Origin of the sequence: Pseudomonas sp. D2002 (assembly GCF_013385735.1) — a bacterium.
In the GTDB taxonomy this organism is placed as follows: Bacteria; Pseudomonadota; Gammaproteobacteria; order Pseudomonadales; family Pseudomonadaceae; genus Aquipseudomonas.
In genome coordinates this window covers 25,941-50,646 of the sequence record NZ_JACAPL010000020.1, presented here as the reverse complement: position 1 = coordinate 50,646, position 24,706 = coordinate 25,941, and the positions used below count along the sequence as shown (strand labels likewise).

Below are 24,706 nucleotides of genomic sequence, written 5' to 3'. Positions count from 1 at the left end.
ACCCTTGCGTATTCCAGGGCTGCATCTGACACACACCCCCTTGCTCACCTCACTGTGTGGGCTCGCCCTCGCCTGCTGCCCGGCCCTCGCGTCGGCAGAGGACTTGTACCAGCTGTACCAGAAAGCACTGAGCCACGACATGAAGTTCGCCGCCGCCCAGGCCCAGCAGTTGGCCACGGCGGAAAAAGAACCGCAAAGCCGCGCCAACCTGTTGCCGGACCTGTCCGTCACCGGCGGCGCGGCCTGGGTCGATGCCGAGGATTCCAACGATTACCACCGCAACCGCAACAACACCAACGCCTACGCCGTGGTGCTCACTCAGCCGCTGTTGCGCTGGCAGAACGTGATCGCCCATGACCAGAGCAAACTGCTGATCAGCGCCAGCGAGGTGCAGACCGAACAAGCGCGCCAGGACTTGATGCTGCGCGTGGCCCGCGCCTACTTTGATGTGTTGCTCAACCAGGAACTGTTGAACACCCGCACCCAGCAACTGCAAACCCTGCGGGAAAGCCAGGACCGCAGCCGGCGCTTGCTCGCCGACGGCGCCACCACTGCCAACGCGCTCGAACAGGTGCAAGCCAAGTACGACCAGGCGTTTGCCGAGCAGATTGCCGCACGCGGCGCGCTGGATATCGCCACCGAAGCCCTCACCCAATTGACCGCCGCCCAGGCGCGCCCGTGGTCGGGCAAGGAGCCGCAGTTCAGCGCCCCGGTGCCCGCTGCCATCGGCGATTGGGCCAATACCGCGCAGCAAGGCAACCTCGCCGTGCAGCGCGCGCAGATCGCCCAGCGCCTGGCCGAAATGGACATTGACAAGGAACAGGCCGGCCACTTGCCGACCCTCGACTTGATCGCCGCCCACGGCCGCTTCGCCTCGGTGGGCGGCGATGTGTACGACGTCACGCTGCCGGAAAACCGCTATAACCAGACGGTGGTCGGGGTCAAACTCAGCGTGCCGCTGTATGGCGGTGGCCGCACAAGCAGCCGCGTGCGTGAAGCCCACGCGCTGCAGAGCAAGGCTCAGGATGAGGTCGAAGACGCACGCCGCAACGCTGGGCTGATGGCGCGCCAGGCGTACCTGCAAGTCACCAGTGGCATGAGCCAGTACCAGGCGCTCAAGCAGGCGCTCAAATCCAGCCAGGTCAACCTCGCGTCGGTCACCCACGGCTTTGAAGCCGGCTCACGCATCAACACCGACGTGCTGGATGCCCAGCAGAAAGTCACCGACACTCAGCAGCGTGTGGCGCAGCAGCGTTATGCGATCCTGATGGCGCAACTTAACCTGCTGGCCTCCACCGGCAACTTGAATGACGTGCGCTTGCGTGAGGTCAGCCGCCTGCTGGACTGAAAAACCGCGCGGGCGTTCCTTGCAGCCCGCGCAACAGTCTTTTGTCATCACTCCTATTGATAGCTCCCTAACGAAACCCGCATCCTAGAGGGCTAATCCCGCGCTTATATCATTCCGAATGATAGTTACCTTTGTTTCATTCGATTCGTGACATAGCACCTCGCCGCGCATGATCCGCCCATCTCAAATACATTGGCGGATGCACCTCATGGAACAGTCACTCAAACATTTGCGCTTCCCCTTGGCGATCTTGGCCGTGGTGGTGATGAGCGCATGCGGCAAGACCCCGGAACAAGCGGCCGCCATGCCCCCTGCGAAAATCAGCGTGGCCAAGGTGCTTGAACAACCGGTCAACGAGTGGGATGAATTCACCGGCCGCCTGGAAGCCCCGGAAACCGTGCAGATTCGTCCGCGCGTGTCCGGCCAGATCGACCAGGTGGCCTTCACCGAAGGCGCCTTGGTGAAGAAAGGCGACGTGCTGTTCCAGATCGACCCCCGCCCGTTCCAGGCTGAAGTGCGCCGCCTCGAAGCCCAGCTGGCCCAAACCAAAGCCGCCGCCACCCGTAGCGATAACGAAGCGCAACGTGGCGACCGCCTGCGTCAGAGCAATGCGATCTCCGCCGAACTGGCCGACTCGCGCACCACCGCCGCCCAGGAAGCCCGCGCCGCTGTTGCCGGCATTCAGGCGCAGCTGGACCTGGCCAAGTTGAACCTGAGCTTTACCCGCGTGACCTCGCCTATAAGTGGCCGCGTAAGCCGTGCGGAAATCACCGCCGGCAACCTAGTCACCGCCGACGTCACCGCGCTGACCAGCGTGGTCTCCACCGACAAGGTCTACGCCTACTTCGACGCCGATGAGCGCGTGTACCTCAAGTACACCCAACTGGCGCGCGAAGGCCGTCGCGGCGCAACCACCCCGGTGTACCTGGGCCTGTCCAACGAAACCGGCAACCCGCACCTGGGCCAGATGAACTTTGTCGACAACCAGGTCAACCCGGCCACCGGCACCATCCGTGGTCGCGCCGTGTTCGATAACAGCAAGGGCGAATACACGCCTGGCTTGTATGCGCGCTTGAAGCTGGTCGGCAGCGGCACCTACTCCGCCGTGCTGATCAACGATGAAGCCGTCGGCACTGACCTGGGCAAGAAGTTCGTGCTGGTGATGGACGGCGACAAGCCGGCGTATCGCTCGGTGGAGCTTGGGCCGAAGATCGAAGGCTTGCGCATTGTGCGCAGCGGTTTGAACAAGGACGACACCATCGTCGTGAAGGGCCTGCAGCGCATTCGCCCAGGCTCGCCGGTTGCGCCGGAAACCATCCCGATGGCCAGCAAGGAAACCCTCGCCGCCTTGGCACAACAACGACAAGCGCTTGAAGCCAGCAACCTGGAGCAAGTGGCGCCGGATAAAGCCGCGCCCAAAGTTGCCAGCGTCGCGACTCCACGCGGTTAAGGGATACAACTCAAGATGAATTTTTCCAAGTTCTTCATTTCGCGGCCGATCTTCGCAGCGGTGCTGTCGCTGTTGATCCTGATCGCCGGCGCGATCTCGCTGTTCCAGTTGCCGATCAGCGAATACCCGGAAGTCGTGCCGCCCACCGTGGTGGTACGCGCCAACTTCCCGGGCGCCAACCCTAAAGTCATCGGTGAAACCGTGGCCGCGCCGCTGGAGCAAGCGATCACCGGCGTCGAGAACATGCTGTACATGTCCTCGCAGTCGACCGCCGACGGCAAGCTGACCCTGACCATCACCTTCGCTCTGGGCACCGACCTGGACAACGCGCAGGTGCAGGTGCAAAACCGTGTGACCCGGACTCAGCCAAAACTGCCTGAGGAAGTGACGCGCATCGGTATCACCGTGGACAAGGCCTCTCCCGACCTGACCATGGTGGTGCACTTGACCTCCCCGGATCAGCGTTACGACATGCTCTACCTGTCCAACTACGCCTTGCTCAATGTGAAGGATGAGCTGGCACGTTTGGGCGGTGTGGGTGACGTGCAGCTGTTCGGCATGGGCGACTACTCCCTGCGTGTGTGGCTGGACCCGAACAAAACCGCTTCGCGCAACCTGACCGCCACCGATGTGGTCAATGCGATCCGCGAGCAGAACCGCCAAGTGGCCGCCGGTGCCCTGGGTGCGCAACCTGCTCCGAATGCCACCAGCTTCCAGCTGTCGGTGAACACTCAGGGCCGTCTGGTCACTGAAGAAGAGTTCGAGAACATCATCATTCGCTCCGGCGAAAACGGTGAAATCACGCGCCTCAAAGACATCGCACGGGTTGAGCTGGGTTCCAGCCAATACGCCCTGCGCTCGTTGCTGAACAACCAGCCGGCGGTGGCGATCCCGATCTTCCAGCGCCCAGGCTCCAACGCCATCGAGATTTCCAACGAAGTGCGCGGCAAGATGGAAGAGCTGAAACAGAGCTTCCCGCAAGGCATGGACTACAGCATCGTCTATGACCCGACTATCTTCGTGCGTGGCTCCATCGAAGCGGTGGTTCACACCCTGTTCGAAGCACTGATCCTCGTGGTGCTGGTGGTGATCCTGTTCCTGCAAACCTGGCGCGCCTCGATCATTCCGTTGGTGGCGGTGCCGGTATCGTTGATCGGTACGTTTGCGGTGATGCACCTGTTTGGCTTCTCGCTCAACGCCTTGTCGCTGTTCGGTTTGGTACTGGCCATCGGTATCGTGGTGGACGACGCCATCGTGGTGGTGGAGAACGTCGAGCGGAACATCGAGTTGGGGCTGGAACCGTTCCCGGCCACTGAAAAGGCCATGAGCGAAGTGACCGGCCCGATCATCGCCACCGCGTTGGTGCTGTGTGCGGTGTTCATCCCAGCGGCCTTTATCAGTGGCTTGACCGGGCAGTTCTATAAGCAGTTCGCCTTGACCATTGCGATTTCCACGGTGATCTCGGCCTTCAACTCGCTGACCTTGTCGCCTGCGCTGGCCGCCGTGTTGCTGCGCAGCCATGACGCGCCGAAGGATCGCTTCTCCAAGGTGCTCGACAAACTCTTGGGTGGCTGGTTGTTCCGTCCATTCAACCGCTTCTTCGAGAAAGCCAGCCATGGCTATGTCGGCACCGTACGCCGGGTGATTCGCGGCAGTGGTATCGCGCTGTTCCTGTACGCCGGCCTGATGGTCCTGACCTGGCTGGGCTTTGCCCACACGCCGACCGGTTTCGTACCGGCCCAGGACAAGCAATACCTGGTGGCCTTCGCGCAATTGCCCGACGCCGCAAGCCTGGACCGCACTGAAGACGTGATCAAGCGCATGTCCGACATCGCGCTGAAACAGCCAGGCGTGGAAAGTGCCGTAGCCTTCCCGGGCCTGTCGATCAACGGTTTCACCAACAGCCCGAACAGCGGCATCGTGTTCGTGACCTTGAAGCCATTCGATGAGCGTAAAGACCCAAGCATGTCCGCCGGTGCGATTGCCGGTGCACTGAACGGCAAGTACAGCAGCATCGAAGAAGCCTACATGGCGATCTTCCCACCGCCGCCGGTACAGGGCCTGGGTACGATTGGCGGGTTCCGCCTGCAGATCGAAGACCGTGGCAACCTGGGTTATGACGAGCTGTACAAAGAAGTGCAGAACATCATCACCAAGAGCCGCACCACGCCGGAGCTGTTTGGCCTGTTCACCAGCTACACGGTCAACGTGCCGCAGGTTGACGCTGCCATCGACCGCGAAAAAGCCAAGACCCACGGCGTGGCCGTCAGCGACATCTTCGACACCCTGCAGATCTACCTGGGTTCGTTGTATGCCAACGACTTCAACCGCTTCGGGCGTACTTACCAGGTCAACGTGCAGGCCGAGCAACAGTTCCGCCAGGATGAAGACCAGATCGGCCAGTTGAAAGTGCGTAACAACAAAGGCGAGATGATCCCGTTGGCGACCTTTATCAAGGTCAGCGACACCTCGGGCCCGGACCGCGTGATGCACTACAACGGCTTTATCACCGCTGAAATCAACGGCAACGCTGCACCGGGCTACAGCTCCGGCCAGGCTCAGGCGGCGATTGAAAAACTGTTGAAAGAAGAACTGCCCAACGGCATGACCTACGAGTGGACCGACCTGACCTATCAGCAAATCCTCTCGGGCAACACTGCGCTGTTCGTGTTCCCGCTCTGCGTACTGCTGGCGTTCCTGGTACTGGCCGCCCAATACGAAAGCTGGAGCCTGCCACTGGCGGTGATTCTGATCGTACCGATGACGCTGCTGTCGGCCATTACCGGGGTGATTATCTCGGGCGGCGACAACAACATCTTCACCCAGATTGGCTTGATCGTACTGGTGGGCCTGGCTTGCAAGAACGCGATTCTGATTGTCGAGTTCGCCAAGGACAAACAGCAGGAAGGCCTCGATCCGCTGGCTGCGGTACTGGAAGCCTGCCGTCTGCGTCTGCGGCCGATCCTGATGACCTCGTTCGCCTTCATCATGGGTGTGGTGCCACTGGTGTTGTCCAGCGGTGCCGGTGCCGAGATGCGCCATGCGATGGGTGTGGCGGTGTTCTCCGGGATGATCGGCGTGACCTTCTTCGGTCTGTTGCTGACGCCGGTGTTCTACGTACTGATCCGTCGCTATGTGGAGCGCGGCGAAGCGCGAAAAGCGGCCAAGGCCTTGAAGCTGGAGACACAGCAATGAGCGTGAAAGTATTCCTGCCGAGCTTGCTGGTATTGGCGCTGAGCGCCTGTGCCGTGGGCCCGGACTACAAAACCGAGAAGCTGGAGGCGGCCAACATCACGGCCGCCGCCGACACCAAAAGTTATGACCATGCCAAATACGAAGGCATCTGGTGGCAGCAGTTCGAGGACCCGACCCTCAACCAACTGGTGACCCAGTCGTTGAACGGTAACCGTGACTTGCGCGTCGCTTTTGCCCGTCTGCGTGCGGCGCGTGCGATTCGCGATGACGCCGCCAACGACATCATGCCGGTGGTGACCAGCCGGGCCAGCAGCGACGTGGGCAAAGGCCAGATTCCCGGCCAGACCACCAAGCGCGTCAACAGCGAACGCTACGACCTGGGCCTGGACATGGCCTGGGAAGTGGATTTGTTCGGGCGTATCCGCCGCAACCTGGAAGCCAGCGACGCTGACCAACAGGTCGCCGAAGCCGACCTGTACCAACTGCAAGTCACCATGATTGCCGAACTGGTGGACGCCTACGGTCAACTGCGCGGTGCGCAATTGCGTGAACGTATCGCCCTGGACAACCTGAAGAACCAGCAGGAATCGCGCACCATCACCGTCAGCCTGCGGGATGCCGGCGTCGGCGATCAGCTCGATGTGGAACGCGCCGATGCGCGCCTGGCCGCCGTTGAAGCCAGCGTGCCGCAACTGCAAGCCGAGCAAGTGCGCGAGCGCAACCGCATCGCCACCCTCCTCGGCCAGCGCCCCGACAAGCTGACCGTGGACCTGAGCCCCAAAGACCTGCCGGCGATTGCCAAGGCGTTGCCAATCGGCGACCCAGGGCAACTGCTGCAACGTCGCCCGGACATCCTCAGCGCCGAACGCAAGCTGGCCGCCGCCACCGCGCGTATCGGCGTGGCCAAGGCCGACCTGTTCCCGCGGGTCAGCCTCAGCGGCTTCCTCGGCTTTACCGCCGGGCGCGGTTCGCAAATCGGTTCGGCTGCAGCGAATGCCTGGTCCCTGGGCCCAAGCATTACCTGGGCTGCATTTGACTTGGGCAGTGTGCGTGCACGCTTGCGCGGGGCGAATGCCGAGGCCGATGGCGCCCTGGCAACCTACGAGCAGCAAGTGCTGCTTGCGCTGGAAGAATCGGAAAATGCTTTCAGTGATTACGGCAAACGCCAGCAGCGCCTGGTCTCGCTGATCCGTCAAAGTGAGTCAAGTCGCGCGGCTGCCGACCTGGCGGCGATCCGTTATCGCGAAGGCACGGTGGATTTCCTCGTGCTGCTCGACGCGCAACGTGAGCGTCTGGCCGCTGAAGACTCCCAGGCCCAGGCCGAAGTGGACTTGTATCGCGGGATTGTCGCGATCTACAAGGCCCTCGGTGGCGGCTGGCAGCCGGACACGGTCGTCGCCAGCAGCAAGTGATGTAAAGAGCTCCTTTGGTTGGTCGCATCCAGCCAATTTTTAGCCCCGCGGTCCATTCGGTCGCGGGGCTTTTTTTGTTTGGCGGTTGAGGAACGGCTTGTTGCCGAGCAGTACTTCATTGACGTAGCCAGATAAAGGCGCCGCAAACGAAGAAAAACAGGCCGACGAAGAACATGCCTTGGAAAAGTCTTTTAAAAACGCGAGGAAATTCCTGAACTTGCTGCCAGTCAATGAGACCGCGCTTTAGAAACCGTTTCGGCAATAACACGACAACTGCAACCGCATTGAGCCGCATCATTCTTCCGCGCGGCGAGTTATCCCAAAACCGTGAGTGGAAGGCAATAAAACTGCATTTATTCAGAAGGTGCTCCATGTATTCCAGTCGGCGATAGGCCAAAAAAGCGTAGATCACCAGGACAACAGTGAGCGAAAAAAACAAAGCTAACCCCAACGATAAAATGAAATGTGGGCTTAGGAATTCTTCAATATTCATAGAGTGTTTCACCCACCATTTGTCCACCACGCCCTCCAAGTTCTCCTACTGCTAAGCCCCCCGCTGCACCACCGATCAATAGACAAGCCAGTGAGCCCGGACCGGTAGTGGGCGCCAATATGGCAAGACACAAACCTGATCCAATCGCACCACCTCCTAGACCGCCTAAAACGCTTCCACCCAGCTTGCTCACTTCCACATATTTCGCCTTCGTGCATTGCTCTTCCCTCCCCGTCGAGCACGCTTCCTTGATCTCAAGAGCAGTGGACGTCGTGCTCAACGCAATCCCTAACGGCGTTCCCGCCTTAAGCACTTTTGCCGTCCTGGCAATGTGCGAAATCCTCTCGGCATAGCGACCGATTTCCCCTGTATGCAGATAACTGCGAGTGGAAATACCCAACATTTTCTTGATCGAACTTTCCTGGCGCAAACCCGTGCCATAACGGGCGAACCCGCGCATCTGCGCCTCCAGCTTAGCGAACAGCGTTTGGCGGCGAGCCAGGAAGTCGTCCCGCACTACGCCGCCGCCCTGTCGCAGGGATTGTTTGTGCAAGGCATCAATCTCTTCAAGCGTTTTACCAATGTCTTGCAGGTGTCGACTCCAGGCATCACCGGCTGAGCCGATCCCAAGTGACGCATAACCGAGTATTTTTTGTAGCAGGTCATAGTTGTGCAGTACAAAGGCATCCCCACCTTCGGCCATTAGCTCATGCCGTATTGTCCAGGCGGCTTGCATCAGGCGGGATTCTTCCAGCGTACAGGCGGCAGTGGAATCATCCCCCATGATCACCAGTTGCCCTGGCAACACCACAACATTGCGTATATGGGCATTAAGGACATCGAACTTGGTTTCGGCGTGTTTACCCAAGCGCAGGCTGGCCTTGAGTTCTACCGAAGTCTGTTGCCGGTCGTTGATAAACGCATAAGGCTGAGGCATCAGAAGCCCCTCAGCAATTTAAACAACGTTGCGTAGCGATACCGTGCCATCCATGCATTCCTGATCGAACGGAGATGGCGTCGAAATATAGAGAGCTATTTTTTATATGTCCTGCTGCCGCCGAGTAGATTTGACGGCATTTCTTACTTTGGGAAACAGACTACTCAGTAGCAGCCTATTTCTTTCAATACTTACAGCTCAAAGCCTACTTGTGATGTAAAGAGCTCCCTGGGTTGGTCGCTTCCAGCCAATTTTTAGCCCCACGCCCCATTCGGGCGCGGGGCTTTTTTTATGCCGCGTGCGCCAAGCTTAATACCGTGGGTATGCTTCAATCATTCACAGTGATGACTTCACAAGGAGCCTCCGATGGATCGAATGACTGCTGCACCCTACGCATTACTGGTGATGTATGCCTGGGACATGTGCGACATCAACCCGCATCAGATCCCGCCGCAGATCGACCCACGCATCAACGAAGCGGGATGGAATGTGGTTGGGTTCATTTCAGGTTCAGATGACATTTGGGTGTCTGGCCTTGGATTGCGCTCGACGATGATCGGCGCCTCTGACGATCAGCGCAGCCAAGTCTGCTACGGCTATGTGGCCCAGCGTACCGTCGAGGGCCAGGACCAGTGTGTGGTGGCGATACGCGGCACGGACGGTGCGCAGGAATGGGGCGACGACCTCGACTTCCTGATGATGAGCCACCCCAACCCGAAAGCAGGCCTGGTGGATCAGGGCTTTTGGGAAATCTACAGCACGATGCAGTTCCATGGCCTGGACGGTGCACCGCCGGTGCCGCTGGCGCTTGGCATCCGCCAGCTGACGGCGGCAAATCCGCCGATGGTGTTGGGGCATAGCCTGGGATCGGCGCTGGCAACCTACCTTACCCTCGACCTCAACCTGCAAGGCTGCAAGGCGAGCGCCTGCCTGTTCGCCTCACCCAAGACCGGCAACAAAACATTTGTGGAGTTCTTCGAAACGCAGGTCAGCAACTACGACCTGTTCAATTACGCACGCGACGTTGTACCGACCGTACCGAAGTGTGACGTGCTGCATTTCTCTGTCTACTACGCGCTGCAGCAGGCCAAGACAATCCCCGCCGATTGTTCAAGTTTTGCGGTTCAGGACAACCCGCTGTGTAATCACCATCTGATTTGCTACACCGCGCTGCTTGATCCGTCGGCTTACAAGCAAGCCATGGCCGACCCGGCTTGTACACCCGATGACCGGCACTGCGCATTGTGTGTGCTGCCCGCCACGGGTTGATGGGTGCGCTGGCGGGCCTGCGATGCACGCACCTTGCACTATCAGGCACCCCGCCGATGCCATCGCAGGCAAGCCAGCTCCCACAGAAACCTACGCTTCAACTTGCCTCGTTAAGAATCAAACTACGGTAATGCCCGGGATTGGACCCGGACCACTTGCGAAATGCCTTGTAGAACGAACTGGCATCGGCAAACCCCAGCCGCGCGGCAATTTCGGCAAAGCTGATATTCGCTTCGGCCAGCCAGACAATCGCCAGTTCCTTGCGCACGCTGTCCTTGAGCCCTTGATAGGTCTGGCCCTCATCTGCCAGGCGGCGACGCAGGGTCGAGGCGGAAATACACAGGCTGGCCGCCAGGCCGTCGGTTTCGGGCCACAGGTCGGGCGACATCTGGCGCAGGTCGTGTTTGATGCGCGTGGCGAGGCTGTCAGGGTCGCGGTACTTGACCAGGATGTTGGCCGGCGCATGCGCGAGAAAGCGCTTGAGTTCTTCCGGGCTGCGCTTGATCGGCAGGTCCAGGCAGTCGGCGGAAAAAATCATGCGGGTGCGCGGCCGGTCAAAGCGCAGGTTGTCGGAAAACATCACCCGGTAATCGTCACAGAAGTCCGGTTCCGAACAACGTAGTTCGATGGCCAGGATCGGGATACGCCGCCCCGCCAGCCAGCAGGCAACGCCGTGGACGATCATCCAATAGGTGAAATAGGTAAACGCGCGTTTAGGTTCGGGTTCGAGCAAAACGATTTCCGCCAGGCTTTGCTGGCGCACCAGTTGAGCGGGCATCTGCTCCAGCATCAACGACAGAAAACCCAGGCCGGTTTCCAGGCTGGCGCCCAGGCTTGGTTGCGCCATCGCGGTGCGGCACAGGAACGCCAGGCTGCCGGACTTGAGTGCGCGCGGGTCCATGCCAAAAAACTCGTCGTCCATGCGCCGCGCCAGCAAGCGCCACAGGCGTGCATAGGCCGTTGCGGGCACGCGGGCGTCGGGCTGGTCGAGCAACGCCGGGTCTATCCCGACCTTGCTCAACGCCTCCACCGTGGCCGCGCCGGGCGCGCAGCTTTGCAGCAAGGCTTCGCGCACAAGATGGATAGAGATGGTGTCTTTTTCCGCCATGGGAATCGGGCTATTCAATGCTGCAAAAGATAGGGTGCATCATAAGGGCGGTTGCGATTCGCCACCACCGTTCAGCCGCAGTTCAGCAAAGGTCAACATTGCCTGTTTAGTAATGAGTATCATTATGTTACAAATTAGCATCCTATCCAGTCTTGATGCGGTGCCGAATGCTCGTTCCCTTTCTAATCATGCTGCGCGAAGGCATTGAAGCAGCATTGATCGTTGGCATCATCGCCAGTTACCTGCAACAGACCGGCCGCGGCCAGTGGATGCCCGCCGTATGGATCGGCGTATTCCTCGCCGCTGCCCTGGCCTTGCTGGTGGGCGGCGGCCTGGAGCTGGTCAGCGCCGAATTCCCGCAAAAACAACAGGAGCTGTTCGAAGGCGTGGTCGGCCTGGTGGCCGTCGGCATTCTCAGTTCCATGGTGTTCTGGATGCGCAAAGTCGCGCGTTCCATCAAGCATGCCCTGCACGAATCCCTCGACCACGCGTTGGCCGGCTCCAGGCACCAGGTGATCGCGCTGATCGCCATGGTGTTTTTCGCCGTCGCCCGCGAAGGCCTGGAGACCGTGTTTTTCCTGCTCGCGGTGTTCCAGCAGAGCGAAGGCCCCGGCGCGCCGATTGGCGCCCTGCTCGGCCTTATCCTGGCGATCATTGTCGGTTTCCTGATCTACACCGGCAGCATGCGCCTGAACCTGGGCGCGTTTTTCCGCTGGACCGGCCTGTTCATCCTGGTGGTGGCCGCCGGCATTCTCGCCAACTCGGTCCAAGCCCTGCATGAAGCCGGGGTGTGGAACCACCTGCAAACCGTGTTGTTCGATTTCAGCGCGACGCTGCCGATGGATGGCCCGTTGGGCTCGGTGCTGGCCGGGATGTTCGGCTATCAGGATGCGCCGACTGTCAGCACCCTGGGCGCTTACCTGATTTACCTGGTGGTGGCACTGGTGATGTTCTTCCTGCCGTCGGCCCCACCCAAGCCTGTCGCCAACACCTCTTCCGTTTCCAGCCAGTAAGGACCGTCCCTTGTCCAACCCAAACCCTCAACCGGCTCCGCCTTCCCGCGCCTTGCGCTGGGCGGTGGCGGGCTCGGTGGTCGTGATGATCGGCGCCGGTGCGCTGTTCTATTACGCCTCGCAATTGGCCGCCGCCAAGCGCCAGACCAACCACAATGAAATCGCCGTGACGATCCATGGTCACGCCTGTGAGCCCAACGAAATTACGGTACCTGCCGGGCGCGCGAGTTTCCGCATCATCAACCGCTCCGACCGCGCGGTGGAATGGGAAATCCTCGACGGCGTGCTGGTGATCGAAGAGCGCGAAAACATCGCGCCGGGTTTGAGCCAGGTGATCAACGCCAACCTGTTGCCCGGCGACTATGCAATCACCTGCGGGCTGCTGAGCAACCCGCTCGGCACGTTGCATGTCACGCCGACGGCTGAGTCCGACGCCCAGGCCAAGGCCAAGCCGTCGATGGTGGCGTTTATCGGCCCGCTGTCGGAGTTTCGCGTGTACCTGAGCGGCCAAGGCAGCGCACTGGTCAAGGCCGTGACGGCCCTGCAGCAAGCCATTGAAGCCGGCGACCTGGCCCAGGCGCAGGCGCTGTATGTGCCGGCCCGTGAGGCCTACCAGCGTCTGGCGCCGGCGTCGCAACGCCTGGCCGAGCTGGATAACGCGATCAACGCCCGCGCCGATTACTTCGAAAAACGCGAGCAGGACCCAGCCTTCAGCGGCTTCCACCGCCTCGAATACAGCCTGTTCCAGCAACACAGCCTGGAAGGCCTGAACCCGATTGCCCAGCGCCTGGTCACCGATGTCACCACGCTCAAGCAACAGTTGCTCGCGCAGTCACTGCCACCGGAGCAACTGGTGAGCATTGTGGTACGCAACCTCAACAGCCTGGCGGATGTTCGCGCCGCCAGCGGTGAAGAGGAACGCTACAGCCATATCGACTTGAATGGCTTTGCCGCCAACCTGGAAGCCGCCCACAAAGTCGTCGAGCTGATGCGTCCGCTGCTGACCAAATCCGCAGCAGACCTGCTGCCGAAAATCGACAGCGCCCTCGCCGCCTTCGATACCCAGCTCAATGGTTTGAAAGTCGACGGCCAGTACAGCCGCTACGACAGCGTCACGGCCGATCAGCGCAAGCAGATCGCCGACAAGGCCAAGGCTCTGGCCGTTGCACTCGATGGAATCGACCCCGCCCTTGGCCTTTCCGGCCTGCAGTGAAGACGACCTACTACATGAGTGATTCAGAACAGTTTTCTGCAACCCGCCGCCGCGTCCTGCTGGGCATGGCGGCCACCGGCGCCGCGATTGCCGGCAGTACCCTGACCTGCCCGGCCATGGCCGCTGCGGCCGAGCAAGTCACTACCGCACCGCGCAGTGACAAGACCCAGGACCACCACGACTTTTTCGGCAAACACCAGACTGGTATCGTCACCCCGCGCCCGGCCTGCGGCATGGTCGTCGCATTTGACGTACTCGCCAGCGACCGTGAAGACCTGGAGCGCCTGTTCCGCACCCTGAACGAGCGCATCGCGTTCCTGATGACCGGCGGCACCGTGCCGCAAGTCGACCCGAAACTGCCGCCCACCGATTCCGGAATTCTCGGCCCGGTGGTCACCCCGGATAACCTGACCATCACCGTCTCCGTCGGCGAGTCACTGTTCGATGAGCGCTTCGGCCTCACCGCCGTCAAGCCCAAGCGCCTGAGCCGCATGGTCGGCTTCCCCAACGACGCGCTGGAGCCGGCGCAGTGCCACGGCGACCTGAGCCTGCAGTTCAGTTCGAACACCCCGGACACCAATATCCACGCCCTGCGCGACATCGTGAAAAACCTGCCGGACCTGCTGCTGGTGCGTTGGAAACAGGAAGGCAGCGTGCCGCCGCAAGCACCCGCCAAACCTGGCGAGCCGGCGCAGAGCGCGCGTAATTTCCTCGGTTTTCGTGACGGTTCGGCCAACCCGAACTCCAACGACGACAAGGCCATGGACCAGATTGTGTGGGTACAACCGGGCAGCGACGAACCGGCGTGGGCCGCCAATGGCAGCTACCAGGCCGTGCGCATCATCCGCAACTTCGTCGAGCGCTGGGACCGTACCCCGCTGCAAGAGCAGGAAAGCATCATCGGGCGCGTCAAACCCACTGGCGCACCGATGGATGGCGACAAAGAAACCCAGGTGCCCGATTACAGCAAGGACCCGGAAGGCAAGTTGACCAAGCTCGATGCGCACATCCGCCTGGCCAACCCGCGCACCCCGCAGACTCAGGCCAACCTGATCCTGCGTCGGCCGTTCAACTACTCCAACGGCGTCAACAAAAACGGTCAGCTGGACATGGGGCTGTTGTTCATCTGCTACCAGGCTGACCTGGAGAAAGGCTTTATCAGCGTGCAAACCCGGCTCAACGGCGAGCCCCTGGAGGAATACCTCAAGCCGGTCGGCGGCGGGTACTTCTTCACCTTGCCGGGGGTCACCGGGCCCAAGGATTTCATTGGGCGCACGCTGCTCGCTGCAACGCACCCTCAAACCACTGCCAACACTTAAAACAAACCAGAGCGGAAAACGTCCCATGAAGAAGTCGACTATCGCGTTGTCGTTGTTAATGACCCTTTCGCCGCTGGCAGCGTTCGCCGCTACCGCGCCGCTGGACCTGGTAGGCCCGGTGTCGGACTACAAGATCTACGTCACCGAAGAAATCGGTGAGCTGGTCACCCAGACCCAGGCGTTCACCGATGCGATCAACAAAGGCGACCTGGCCACCGCCAAGAAGCTCTACGCGCCGACCCGCGTGCACTATGAGTCCATTGAGCCGATCGCCGAGCTGTTCAGCGACCTCGACGCCTCCATCGACTCGCGCGTCGACGACCACGAAAAAGGCGTGACCGCCGAAGACTTCACCGGCTTCCACCGCATCGAGTACGTGCTGTTCTCGCAGAACACCACCAAAGGCCTGGAAACCCTGACCGCCAAGCTCAATACCGACGTCAACGACCTGAAAACCCGGGTTGACGGCCTGACCTTCCCGCCAGAAAAAGTCGTCGGCGGCGCCGCCGCGCTGCTGGAAGAAGTTGCCGCCACCAAGATCTCCGGTGAAGAAGACCGCTACAGCCACACTGACCTGTATGACTTCCAGGGCAACATCGACGGCGCGAAGAAAATCGTCGACCTGTTCCGTGGCCAGATCGAGAAACAAGACAAGGCCTTCCTGGCTAAAGTCGACAAGAACTTCGCCGCCGTGGACAAAATCCTGGCCAAGTACAAGACCAAGGATGGCGGCTTTGAGACTTACGACAAAGTGAAGGAAAACGACCGTAAGGCCCTGGTAGGCCCGGTCAACACCTTGGCTGAAGACCTGTCGACCCTGCGTGGCAAGTTGGGCTTGAACTGATGCAACGCCCTGGCATTCGGCCGCACTAAGCGGCCGAGTGCCGGGGATCAAGCAGCCGGTTGGGGTTTGAAGTGCTCCAATGGCGTGCGATCCGGTTGCTGGCTTGCCGGGTTGATCGCGTACCACGAGCCATGTTTCTGCACCGCTACGACCTCCTTGGTCCCGCTGAAACCTTTGCGGGCGCCCGGGAACTGGTTAATTGTGCGTGCCCCTCCTGAAAACGATGTATCCCACGCGCCTGCAGTCCAGCGCCACTGTTCGAAGATTTTCGGCGGCACGTAAATATTTGAACCCAGGCGAACCCGAACGTTGTTGGCGACTTTACTCGCCCCCTTAAGGCCACGCGGCACCGTGCGCATCAAGTCAGGGATGTTTTCCAAGGGGTTGAACAGCCCGCGAATAAAGGATGCCCCACCTTTGAGCCCAGCCAGGGTGAATGGCTTGCTGCTGAAAGGCACCAGCATTGTCAGGCCCTTCGCAAACGTCTTTGCGCCAGCCAGCCCACCGGTGATGAGAAAAGATCCAATATCTATCAGCAAGCCCTTGACGCCCGCCAATGTATTGCCCTCCACCAAGTCGGCAATCGCCCCCACGAACGGGATAAGGTTGAGTAACATGCGGGCATTTTCGGCGGTAAAATATTTGCCCGGCTTGAAGGGATAAGTCCGTTTGTGCAGGTCTGACGGTTCGTTGGCGAATGCAATCCGACCCGCGCGATTGTCATCAAAACTATGCTCCAGCAACCGGTCCACTAACTGGGAAGTTATGGAAGACGTAAAGGTGTTGGGAATGCGATGGTGAGTATGCGCCGCAGGCCGCTTCAACGGCTCCCCAAGCTTTTCAACGATCACCTCCGACGATACGCCGGGGCGCGGGGCCACTCCCTTGTGAAAGGCCTCGAAATCAATGGGCAGTACGGTGCCTCGGTGGAATTGGGTAGCGACCTCATTAATGGTCAGGTTTACTACAGGAATTTTGACATGGGGTTTAGTGCCATCGCGTATCTCGCCACCCAGTTTCAAATCATCGGGCAAGCCTTTTATCTCGCCCATCGTCATTGAGTTGGGGTAAATCCCCCAGTAACCATATTTAGGCTTGGCCTGACCGGTTTCGTAACGTATCAGGACGCCATGCCTGCCTTCGTTTTTTGCAACGTTCGATTCGGGCCCGTTATCCTGCTTCAAATCGTCGCCAGTCGGCGCCCTTAAGGTAAAGCACTCGATTTGCGGCGATCGCTCCAACGCCATGCGCTGCTCGAGGGTCAATTGCGTGAACATCAGCTTCAATGCGGTGGCCTGGGCTGCTCGGGTGGCCGCGATGTACGTGTCGACAGCTGGCGCCACCAACGGCTCGATCCTGGGTAATTGCTTGATGCGCTCTCTGAACTCGGCAAGAGACACTTTGGGGTGTATAAACGCGCCGTCCGTCCATTTCTCAAGTGTGCCCAGCGCCGGCTTATTTTCGCTTTGATTCATCAGAATCACGTCGATCAACTTTTTCGATTTGAGGTTATATGACCTTTTCTCGAAAGCAGCCGCAGCAATGCTTGTCGGGGGGTAGCCATCCAGCGTGATGTTGCGAATTTCCTCCTGGGTCATTTCCGGGAACAGTATCGCCAGTTGTTCGACCAGCAGGCTTGCCTGGGTGGGCGGCTCGCTCATTAACGTGGCAAAAGCCTCACGCGTCTGGTTTTCACGCGTGGTAAAGGCTGTCGCCGCGGCCTCGTAGTCACCCGGCGAGTATTTGCCATCTGAACTCGCGGGAAATATCCCCGACATCACCCCCCAGTCCAACAGTGACTGCACGCCCAGCTCCTTGAGCAACGCTTCCTGTTCAGGCCCGGTAATGTCCTGGCGTGCCAGCGCCAGCGCTTGCGTAAAATTCACGCGCGAATCGCCCGCGATTGCACACCCCAGGCGCAGGTTCATCCAGCCGGTGGAGCCGACCTTGATGTTTTCCGGGTCCTGATTGAACGCCTGCGCAGCATCGGCGGCGATGGCCGGGTCTCTCTTGACCAGCATCTCGGGTGCCGACTGAGCCATAAACAGGTGGGCCATCAGGGCCGAGACCTTAGCGTCGACGCCTTTGCCCTCCAAATGCTGCTCGACACTCTGTCGTACCTCTTTAAGCGTACGGCCCATATTGTCCGGCTGATACAGCGAGTAACCGGCCACGTTCCCTGGAAGGCCTGGCACAGGCGCATCCACATTGAGCTTGAGTGCTGTGGCCAACAGTTGATGGCGCTCGGCCCTAGGCAGCGCCTGACCATCGGCCACGGCAAACAGCTTGAGGGACTTGGCGATGTGCTCGGCGAGCGCGACGGCCTGCGGCGAATCAAAAAATTCAGCCAGCTGACGGTCCGGGTCCGGGTAGGACTGAAACCCCGAGGGCGCCCTGGAAAAGTCCTTGAAGGCAGTCATGACCTGCGCCGACTGGCCTTTCAGCGCTTGTAGGGCCTGCTCCGTCAGGCCTCCCTGATCTTCCCCGTAAGGCGTCATGCTGGCGTAGTCACCTGCCAGCGCAGGGGCTGGCAATTGATTGCCGAGCCATCCCAGGGTTGCGCGTAACTGGCCGACGGTTTTCGGCGTGTCAGGTGTATAAAACGCCAGGGTCTGACGCGCGTCATAAGTGCGCGTGTTGTACAGCGCATTGCCGGTTTTTTCGCTCATTTTCACCAACTGGTCGAAATCCGCATTCATCTTGCGGGCGGCATGCCCTTGGGGGTCGTCGACTCTGGACGCGCGCTCGACCTCATCGTCGAACGCGTTCTGAAGGGAAACCCATTCACCGGCGAGATTGCGCATCTGCAGTTCGCCCTCCGACAGCCTGAATTCGCTCATCCTGAATTCGCTGCCGGGAAGCTCAAAACCGGCTTTCTTCACAAAGGCCTGGAATGTGGGAGACGCCAGGAATTCGAGAAACAACTGGCGTGCTTTATGACTGCGCCGATCAAGGCTGGACCCAGGCTCAATGGCGACGGCCTGATTATCCAGCTCAATCACGTATTCATTGGGTTCAGTCGTGAACTGCGATTGAAACTGTTCGACCAGACGCGTGCGTACGGCGCTATCGTGACGATGCTGGAGCAGCGCGTTGAACTGGCCCTCCCAACCGTCGCGTGCCGTTTGGGCAATCGTGGGCCAGCCCTCCTGTCTAAGATGCTTGGCCAATTTCGGCGCGGCCTTTTCATTCAGGGGTGGTTTTACGCCGTAAAAATCCAATAACACATCGCGCCCGATTGAAGCGAAATCCGGGGTGCCGGGAAGCCCCAGATCACTCGGCGACAGCACTTTTTGCAGCGCATTGATCGTGTGGCTGACCTGCCCCCAGCCGGAGCCATCGGTGGTAGAAAAACGCTGGATGATTGCTTTACCCTCGCGCATCACCGTGCCCACCACGCAATCGCTGAATACCCGTATGGTTGCGGGTATCAACCCTTGAGCGCTGAACCAGGCTTGTACAGAGGGCTCATTCAGCGCCTGGTTGTACATAGCGATGAAAGGCGCAACGGATGACTTTTGAGGAATGACGTTTTCGTTCGGCTTGCCGGTTTTCAGCCACTGGACCAGGTTTTTCTGCAGCTTGGTATCGGCCTTTTCAGCGTCGGCCCTGGCGGGGTAGCGGCGCCTTTCTTTTTGACGGGTGGCGGGCACGTCTGTGCCTTGAGCGGCGGTATCACGTTTGGGCCGGCCGGCCTGATCCTGGAGCCGCAGCTGACGCAGCGATGGGGAATTGAAAGGTTGGGAGCGATCGGGACGCGGGTTGACAGCAGGAGCCGTGGACGCGGCAGGTTCATCAGGGCGGTGCTGGGGCGGTTGCGGTACTCGGGGACTTAAAGGCTGACCAAAAAACGTGACATTACCGTTCGCAGGGATTGGCAACATTGCAAATGTCTCTCTTCCGGTTGGAGTGATGAGAGTTTTTGTCCGTAAAAACAGTCAATTACGAAAATATTAAGAAACGCCAAGTTAAGGCGTAGGGGGTTTCTCAATGTATCGAGGGAAATTATCCGAGCTAAAGCAGCCGGCACCCCGCGCCCCAAGGGGGCGCGGGGCATGTTCCTACGCCGCCTTTGCGCCCAGCAGTTGAACCCCGTCCAGCGGCGTACCGAGGGGCAAGCCGTTGCGGGGGTTGGCCGCATACAACTTGTCATCGACCGGCACTGCGTCAACCGCTACCGAATGGTTGTTCACCGCCTGAGTCGGGGGCTGCCTGCTACCGCCATGAGCGGCCGGCGAACGGTTCAACAACCCGCTGTGCACGCCAAGGCACAGGCGCAACTTTTCCTCCACGGCTCCCAGCGTGCTCAACAGCAAGGGCCTCGGTGCCTTGTTCAGCAGTTTGGGCACCGCGATGACACCTCTAGCAGCGCCGTGCAGCAGGTCCGCCGCGCCATCCAGCGGATTCAAAAAACCACTGACGACGACGATGCCCTTTTCCAGAACACGAAAAGCCTTGGCACCGAAAGGCGCAACGACTTTTGTGGATTTGATCAAAGCCCCTGTGGCTGACCCTGCGCCGCCTATAAAAGCGCCGACAGTATCGAGGATCAGCCCTCGCGTACCCTCAACAATGTTGCCCTTGGCCAGCTCAATGATTGCCCCGACAAAGGGGATCATGCCGAGCAATATGCGGTCGTTTTGCCGCAACATTTCGCGCCGTTGCTCCAGCTTCAACTCGCCCTGGGCGAGCTTTACTACCGTGTCACGGTGATGGACGAAGTTGCCGTACATGATGCGCCTGACGATCGCCTGCGTTCGCTCCGAGGAAAAACTGTTGGGGACTGGAACAGCGCCGTCACCTTGCGCCACAGATGGATCGGCGGGCAGTGCGTCGCCCAATTGGTCGATAATGATGCCCTTGGATGTCACCCCAGGCGCAGGCTTGGCGTCGGAACTGTAGGCGTTGAAATCATAGGGCTGTTCCCTGCCAATCAGTTTATGTACGTCCGATGGCGCCCAGGGGCCATAGGTTTTCCTATGATCCTCAAGCGTGCCCCCCAGCGTTAACGGCGCGACCAAGTCGTCACGTTCAACGATCAGAAACTTGTCCGCAAACACTTCAAGAAAACGCGTCACGCCCTGGAATGTGCACTCTACCAACGTACCTTTGCGCCCTCGCCGCGCTTCGACGTGACCGGGCGTTTCGTCCAGTACGAGGACTTCATCGGTTTGCTCGCGCAGGGCGAACAGTTTGACCTCGCCATACTGCAGGGCCTGACGAACAGGCAATGACAGGTTCGCAATCATTCGTGCCGTGGTGCTGCTCAACCCCTGCATGAGATTGGCCAGGTAGCGGTCGACTTCAACGGGTACCTGGGCCTGCACATCCGGCAAGTTGGCGATCTTGGCATTCAACGCCTGAACGTTTGCATCAACAGCCGCTTGTTGGGCCGGGCTCAGTTTGGGCTCAGGCGCATACGGGGTTTTCTTGCGGGCAGGTTGCGGCGCGTCCTCCCCGGGGCCCAACAGCATCCAGCGATCCTGGGTCAGGTCGCCGGTCATGTACGTCTCGACCAAAGAACGCATCTTCGGCTCCAGATGACTCATTTTTCGACGTGTTTGCGGGTCGGCGATGAACACCCTCAAGGCTTTTATCTGCTTGGCGCCAAGGCCTGGAAACTCTTTTTGCAGGTTTGCGATCGCCAGGTCTTCTCGGGTCGGCATCGCTGCGCTCAATAGCTCGAGGGCTTGCAGCATTTGCTCGCGTTCGGCGTTGAAGGCTGCAGCGGCTTGCTGATAGTGCTCGGGTGTGTAGCGGTCGTCCGCCGGCTTGGCGTAGAGCCCGCGCATCAGGCCCCAATCGAGCAAGACGTCGACCCCATAGTTGTCCAGCACCGCCGCTTCTTCCGGGGTGCGCGGATCCAACCGACTGAGGGCGATGATTTCCTGATAACTCATGGAGCGCGAACAGCCCGCGCCGCCCTGGCGCTCGGCCAAGGTGACGGCAAGGCGCAAATCCGCCCACTCGGTGGAGCCTATGCGCAGGGTCGCTGGCGTGCCGGGCACCAGAAACTCCGGCGCCGCGCTCGCCAGAAATAGATGGGCCACCAATGGCGCGGCCCTGGGATCGAGCAGTGGATTTTTTTGCTTGAGGTGGTTTTCGACATCCCTACGCACCTCGGCCAGGGTTCGCCCGCTGTTGCCAGGCTGATAGAGGTCATAGCCGGCGATAGAACCCTTGCGCCCAGGAGCGTCAGGATCAAACTGCAGCTTGATGGCGGCGATTATCCATTGCGCACGCTCAGCGTCCGACAACTGTGACGTACCGTTCTCGCCAAGAAAATCCCGATCCTGGGCAAGAAGATCGCCCCAAAACAACGCCTCAGGGTTTCGAAGTATCCGCTCGAGAAAATCATCTGCTTGAGAACGCAATGCTTCAGGGGTGTTTGCACCCAGGATGCCATCAACACCGAGCAAACGCAGGAGGTTGAGCCCGCTCGACTCGCCTTCATCATTATCATCGTCGTCATGGCTCAGGTGAGCCACAGCGGCCTTATCGGCGGCAGACAGTTTTCCGGGTGCCCAGGTGTACGCTAACAGATGGGAATAGTTGCCCTGGGCCGGCGGCGGCGGCAATGCGGCCGTGAGCCAACGGATGGCGTTACGCAACTCACCCACGGTCTTGGGCAGCGGCTGCCCATGGGACTGCAGGGCGGCGTCGAGCGCAACCTTGCCGTTGACGTTGCGCGCCAGCGTCGAGGTACTGCTGACCTGCACTTCCAGGCCGTCCAGCGCCACCGGCTCGTCGTCTGGCTTGCCTGCGAGATGTTGTTTGAGGATATCAGCCAGGTGCGCACGCTCATCCAAAGCCCCGATGGCGCGCCGGGCCGTTTGCGCCCGGCCCTCAAGCTCAGCCTTTTTGAGGGGCGCCAGCGTGGACCCGTCGAGCGTCGATAACTCATGCTGGACCCGGCTTACGTCACTCGCGTCGGCAGGTGGTTTCACGCCATACCAGCGCAGGAGTGCGTCGCGCGAAAAACTATCGCTGTCATCGTTGACGTACGGCAAGCCGTGGTCGTCAGGGTCAAGCGCCTGCGCAGCGGCACGTAGCCTTGCACTGACTTGCCACCAACCGGATGCATCGCCGGTGGTAAATGTTTGAATGCTGGACACACCGTCACGGGTTACGCTACCACTGACCGAGCCGTGTTTGACCACCAACGTCGACGGCGCAATGCCTTTGCTGCGCAACCAGGCTTGAATTTCTGGCGTATTGATCGCGCTCCGGTAGGCGTCGAAAAGCGGGAACACAGTGGCGTTGGGTGGGACCTGCACTTTTCTGTCTGCCGCGCTGCGCAAAGGCGAGCCAGCCAGCGCCGTCTGCAGCAAGCGGTCGGCGCTTGACGACGCCTCAGCCGTGGGCGTGGCCAAGGGTTGGAGCGTCCAGTTAAAGGGCTGCCCGTCGGATGCCTGAGTTGCCAGGCTGCGCTTGCTGCGAACAACCGTATCGGGTGCAGGATTGGCGACGGGAATGGGAGAGAACGCCAGTAACGCTGGCGTGAACCTAGGGGCCTGATGGCTTGGCGAGATATTCGACATTTCTAGTTCCTCTGTACCAATGAGTGGTAAGAGTTCTTGTCCCTAAGAACTGTCGAGAGGAACTGTACGAACCTGAGCCCGCCATGAAACCCGGCAAACTCGCTAATCTGTGAAGGTTGTCGGACGGTTATTCGTACGAAATCTGTGCTTTACAGAATTCGGTAAAGCAACCGCTCAATGCGCACCCGACTGACCCGTCGCAGGAACTTGCCGACCGCTGCCGGGTAATCCACCAATGTCTGCAATTGCTGGTAACGCTCGATGCGCGTGGTGTGCTCGAAAATCTGCGCCAGCTCGGTGCGCCGTGGTGCCAGCCACTGGCCTTGCGGGTCATCGATCAGCAAGGCGTTTTCCAGGTCGAGTCGGAACGCGCGCGGGTTGAGGTTGTTGCCGGTGAGCAAGGTGTAGCGCTGGTCGACCCACATGCCTTTGAGGTGATAGGTGTTGTCGCCGTCGCGCCACAGGTGCAGGTTCAGCTGGCCGCTTTCGATCATCGGCTGATGGCGCTTGGCGAAGCGGCGCAGGCTGATTTCATACAAATAGGGCAACGCCGCGATCACCTTGAACGGCTCGCTGGGCGGGATGTAGAAGTCGTTGGCGGTCTTGTCGCCGACGACAATGTCGACCTTCACGCCACGTGCCAGCGCGCGGTTGATTTCCCGGGTCACCGGCAGCGGCAGGTTGAAGTACGGCGTGCAGATGGTCAGTTGATGCTGGGCACTGGCAATCAGCTCCAGGATCACCCGGTTCAGCGGGTTGTTCTTGCCGACGCCGAGCAATGGGCTCACCGACATATGCCCATTGGGCAACAGCCCGGTGGTGGTGTCGTAGGCGGCGTGCTTGAGGCGGCTGCGCAGGTCGCCGATGTCATTGCGCAAGCTGCGCGTGGTGGGCGGGTTCGGCAGGTCCAGTCGATGCACCGCCTTGGAGGTGACCAGGCCGTGCTCCACCAGGTGCTGCATTGAATCCGCCAGCGCTTGGCTATGGATCAAGTGATAACGGTCGTAGCGGTACTTGTCGAACTTGTGCAGGTACACGTTGTTCAGGCTGGCGCCGCTGTACAGCACGCTGTCGTCGATCACAAAGCCCTTGAGGTGCAGCACGCCGAACAGCTCGCGGGTTTGCACCGGCACGCCGTACACCGGCACTTCGCTGGCGTGGGCTTGGGTCATTGCCTGATACCAGGCGCTGTTACCCGGCTGCTTGCCGGCACCGATCAAGCCGCGCTGCGCGCGCAACGAGTCAACCACCACCACGATATCCAGCTCGGGCCGCGCCGCCTTGGCGGCGTGCAAGGCGTCGTAGATCTCCTGGCCCGCTTCGTCCTCCTGCAGGTACAGCGCAACGATGTAGATACGCCGCGTGGCCTGGGGGATTTTCTCCAGCAGGCAACGACGAAACTCAGCGGCGCCGGACAGCACCTCGATGGCCTCGGGAGACAGTGGAAAACCGCGCAGTTTGGGTAACAGGGAGCGTTTGAAGAACGACGGCATAAGGCTCGCAATGGGTCGAATCCGAAGAGGCCCCGAGCTTACACCATGGGGCTGCTCAGGTCTCGTCGGCC

The 24,706-nt window shown here is 60.1% G+C and carries 15 protein-coding genes; 9 read left to right on the top strand and 6 right to left on the bottom strand.

What is annotated here, in order from left to right:
• The first annotated feature begins 4 nt into the window (after positions 1-4).
• The 4 genes from HX783_RS26980 to HX783_RS26965 all read left to right on the top strand — a co-directional run bounded on the left by HX783_RS26980 (position 5) and on the right by HX783_RS26965 (position 7,405).
• Positions 5-1,348: a TolC family outer membrane protein gene (locus HX783_RS26980; RefSeq protein WP_177018893.1), complete on the top strand. Its 1,344-nt coding sequence runs from the start codon at positions 5-7 to the stop codon at positions 1,346-1,348.
• A 208-nt stretch (positions 1,349-1,556) separates the two neighbouring features.
• Positions 1,557-2,798 carry a multidrug efflux RND transporter periplasmic adaptor subunit MexE gene (gene mexE / locus HX783_RS26975; RefSeq protein WP_177018892.1) on the top strand — a complete coding sequence of 414 codons (1,242 nt, stop codon included), beginning with the start codon at positions 1,557-1,559 and terminating at the stop codon, positions 2,796-2,798.
• A gap of 15 nt (positions 2,799-2,813) precedes the next feature.
• A complete protein-coding gene (locus tag HX783_RS26970; protein ID WP_177018891.1) occupies positions 2,814-5,993 on the top strand; it encodes an efflux RND transporter permease subunit in 3,180 nt (1,059 codons plus the stop codon).
• On the top strand, positions 5,990-7,405 hold the full coding sequence (locus HX783_RS26965) for an efflux transporter outer membrane subunit (protein ID WP_159956778.1): 1,416 nt from the start codon (positions 5,990-5,992) through the stop codon (positions 7,403-7,405). Before HX783_RS26970 ends, HX783_RS26965 begins: the two co-directional genes overlap by 4 nt.
• Positions 7,406-7,520: 115 nt before the next feature.
• Here HX783_RS26965 and HX783_RS26960 read toward each other — a convergent pair whose 3' ends face one another.
• Together HX783_RS26960 and HX783_RS26955 are read right to left on the bottom strand one after the other, a co-directional pair.
• Positions 7,521-7,898, bottom strand: a complete 378-nt coding sequence (locus HX783_RS26960; RefSeq protein ID WP_159956780.1) for a hypothetical protein — start codon at positions 7,896-7,898, stop codon at positions 7,521-7,523.
• Positions 7,888-8,835 carry a hypothetical protein gene (locus tag HX783_RS26955; protein WP_177018890.1) on the bottom strand — a complete coding sequence of 316 codons (948 nt, stop codon included), beginning with the start codon at positions 8,833-8,835 and terminating at the stop codon, positions 7,888-7,890. The genes HX783_RS26960 and HX783_RS26955 overlap by 11 nt, the downstream gene beginning before the upstream one ends.
• Positions 8,836-9,201: 366 nt before the next feature.
• On the opposite strand from HX783_RS26955, the gene HX783_RS26950 reads away from it, so the two are divergent.
• Positions 9,202-10,104, top strand: a complete 903-nt coding sequence (locus HX783_RS26950) for a lipase family protein (RefSeq protein WP_177018889.1) — start codon at positions 9,202-9,204, stop codon at positions 10,102-10,104.
• A 97-nt stretch (positions 10,105-10,201) separates the two neighbouring features.
• Here HX783_RS26950 and HX783_RS26945 read toward each other — a convergent pair whose 3' ends face one another.
• Complete coding sequence (locus HX783_RS26945; protein ID WP_177018888.1) at positions 10,202-11,212, bottom strand: AraC family transcriptional regulator; 1,011 nt, start codon at positions 11,210-11,212, stop codon at positions 10,202-10,204.
• Between the two features lie 167 nt (positions 11,213-11,379).
• On the opposite strand from HX783_RS26945, the gene efeU reads away from it, so the two are divergent.
• Genes efeU through efeO (HX783_RS26925) form a run of 4 tightly spaced genes read left to right on the top strand, consistent with a single transcriptional unit; the run spans position 11,380 to position 15,601 of the window.
• On the top strand, positions 11,380-12,225 hold the full coding sequence (gene efeU, locus HX783_RS26940) for an iron uptake transporter permease EfeU (RefSeq protein ID WP_159956788.1): 846 nt from the start codon (positions 11,380-11,382) through the stop codon (positions 12,223-12,225).
• Between the two features lie 10 nt (positions 12,226-12,235).
• Positions 12,236-13,438 (top strand): iron uptake system protein EfeO, encoded by a 1,203-nt coding sequence (efeO, locus tag HX783_RS26935; protein WP_177018887.1) that lies wholly within the window; start codon positions 12,236-12,238, stop codon positions 13,436-13,438.
• A 14-nt stretch (positions 13,439-13,452) separates the two neighbouring features.
• On the top strand, positions 13,453-14,757 hold the full coding sequence (gene efeB, locus HX783_RS26930) for an iron uptake transporter deferrochelatase/peroxidase subunit (protein ID WP_159956792.1): 1,305 nt from the start codon (positions 13,453-13,455) through the stop codon (positions 14,755-14,757).
• 25 nt (positions 14,758-14,782) lie between these two features.
• On the top strand, positions 14,783-15,601 hold the full coding sequence (efeO, locus tag HX783_RS26925; RefSeq protein ID WP_177018886.1) for an iron uptake system protein EfeO: 819 nt from the start codon (positions 14,783-14,785) through the stop codon (positions 15,599-15,601).
• A 47-nt stretch (positions 15,602-15,648) separates the two neighbouring features.
• Here the strand turns inward: efeO (HX783_RS26925) and HX783_RS26920 are convergent, their stop codons facing one another.
• The 3 genes from HX783_RS26920 to pssA form a co-directional block, all read right to left on the bottom strand.
• Entirely contained in the window at positions 15,649-19,254 is a 3,606-nt protein-coding gene (locus HX783_RS26920; RefSeq protein WP_371317714.1) for a hypothetical protein, read from the bottom strand.
• A gap of 408 nt (positions 19,255-19,662) precedes the next feature.
• Positions 19,663-23,142: a hypothetical protein gene (locus HX783_RS26915; protein WP_177018885.1), complete on the bottom strand. Its 3,480-nt coding sequence runs from the start codon at positions 23,140-23,142 to the stop codon at positions 19,663-19,665.
• A gap of 149 nt (positions 23,143-23,291) precedes the next feature.
• Positions 23,292-24,635, bottom strand: coding sequence for a CDP-diacylglycerol--serine O-phosphatidyltransferase (pssA, locus tag HX783_RS26910; protein WP_177018884.1), 1,344 nt, complete (start codon positions 24,633-24,635; stop codon positions 23,292-23,294).
• Positions 24,636-24,706: the final 71 nt, after the last annotated feature.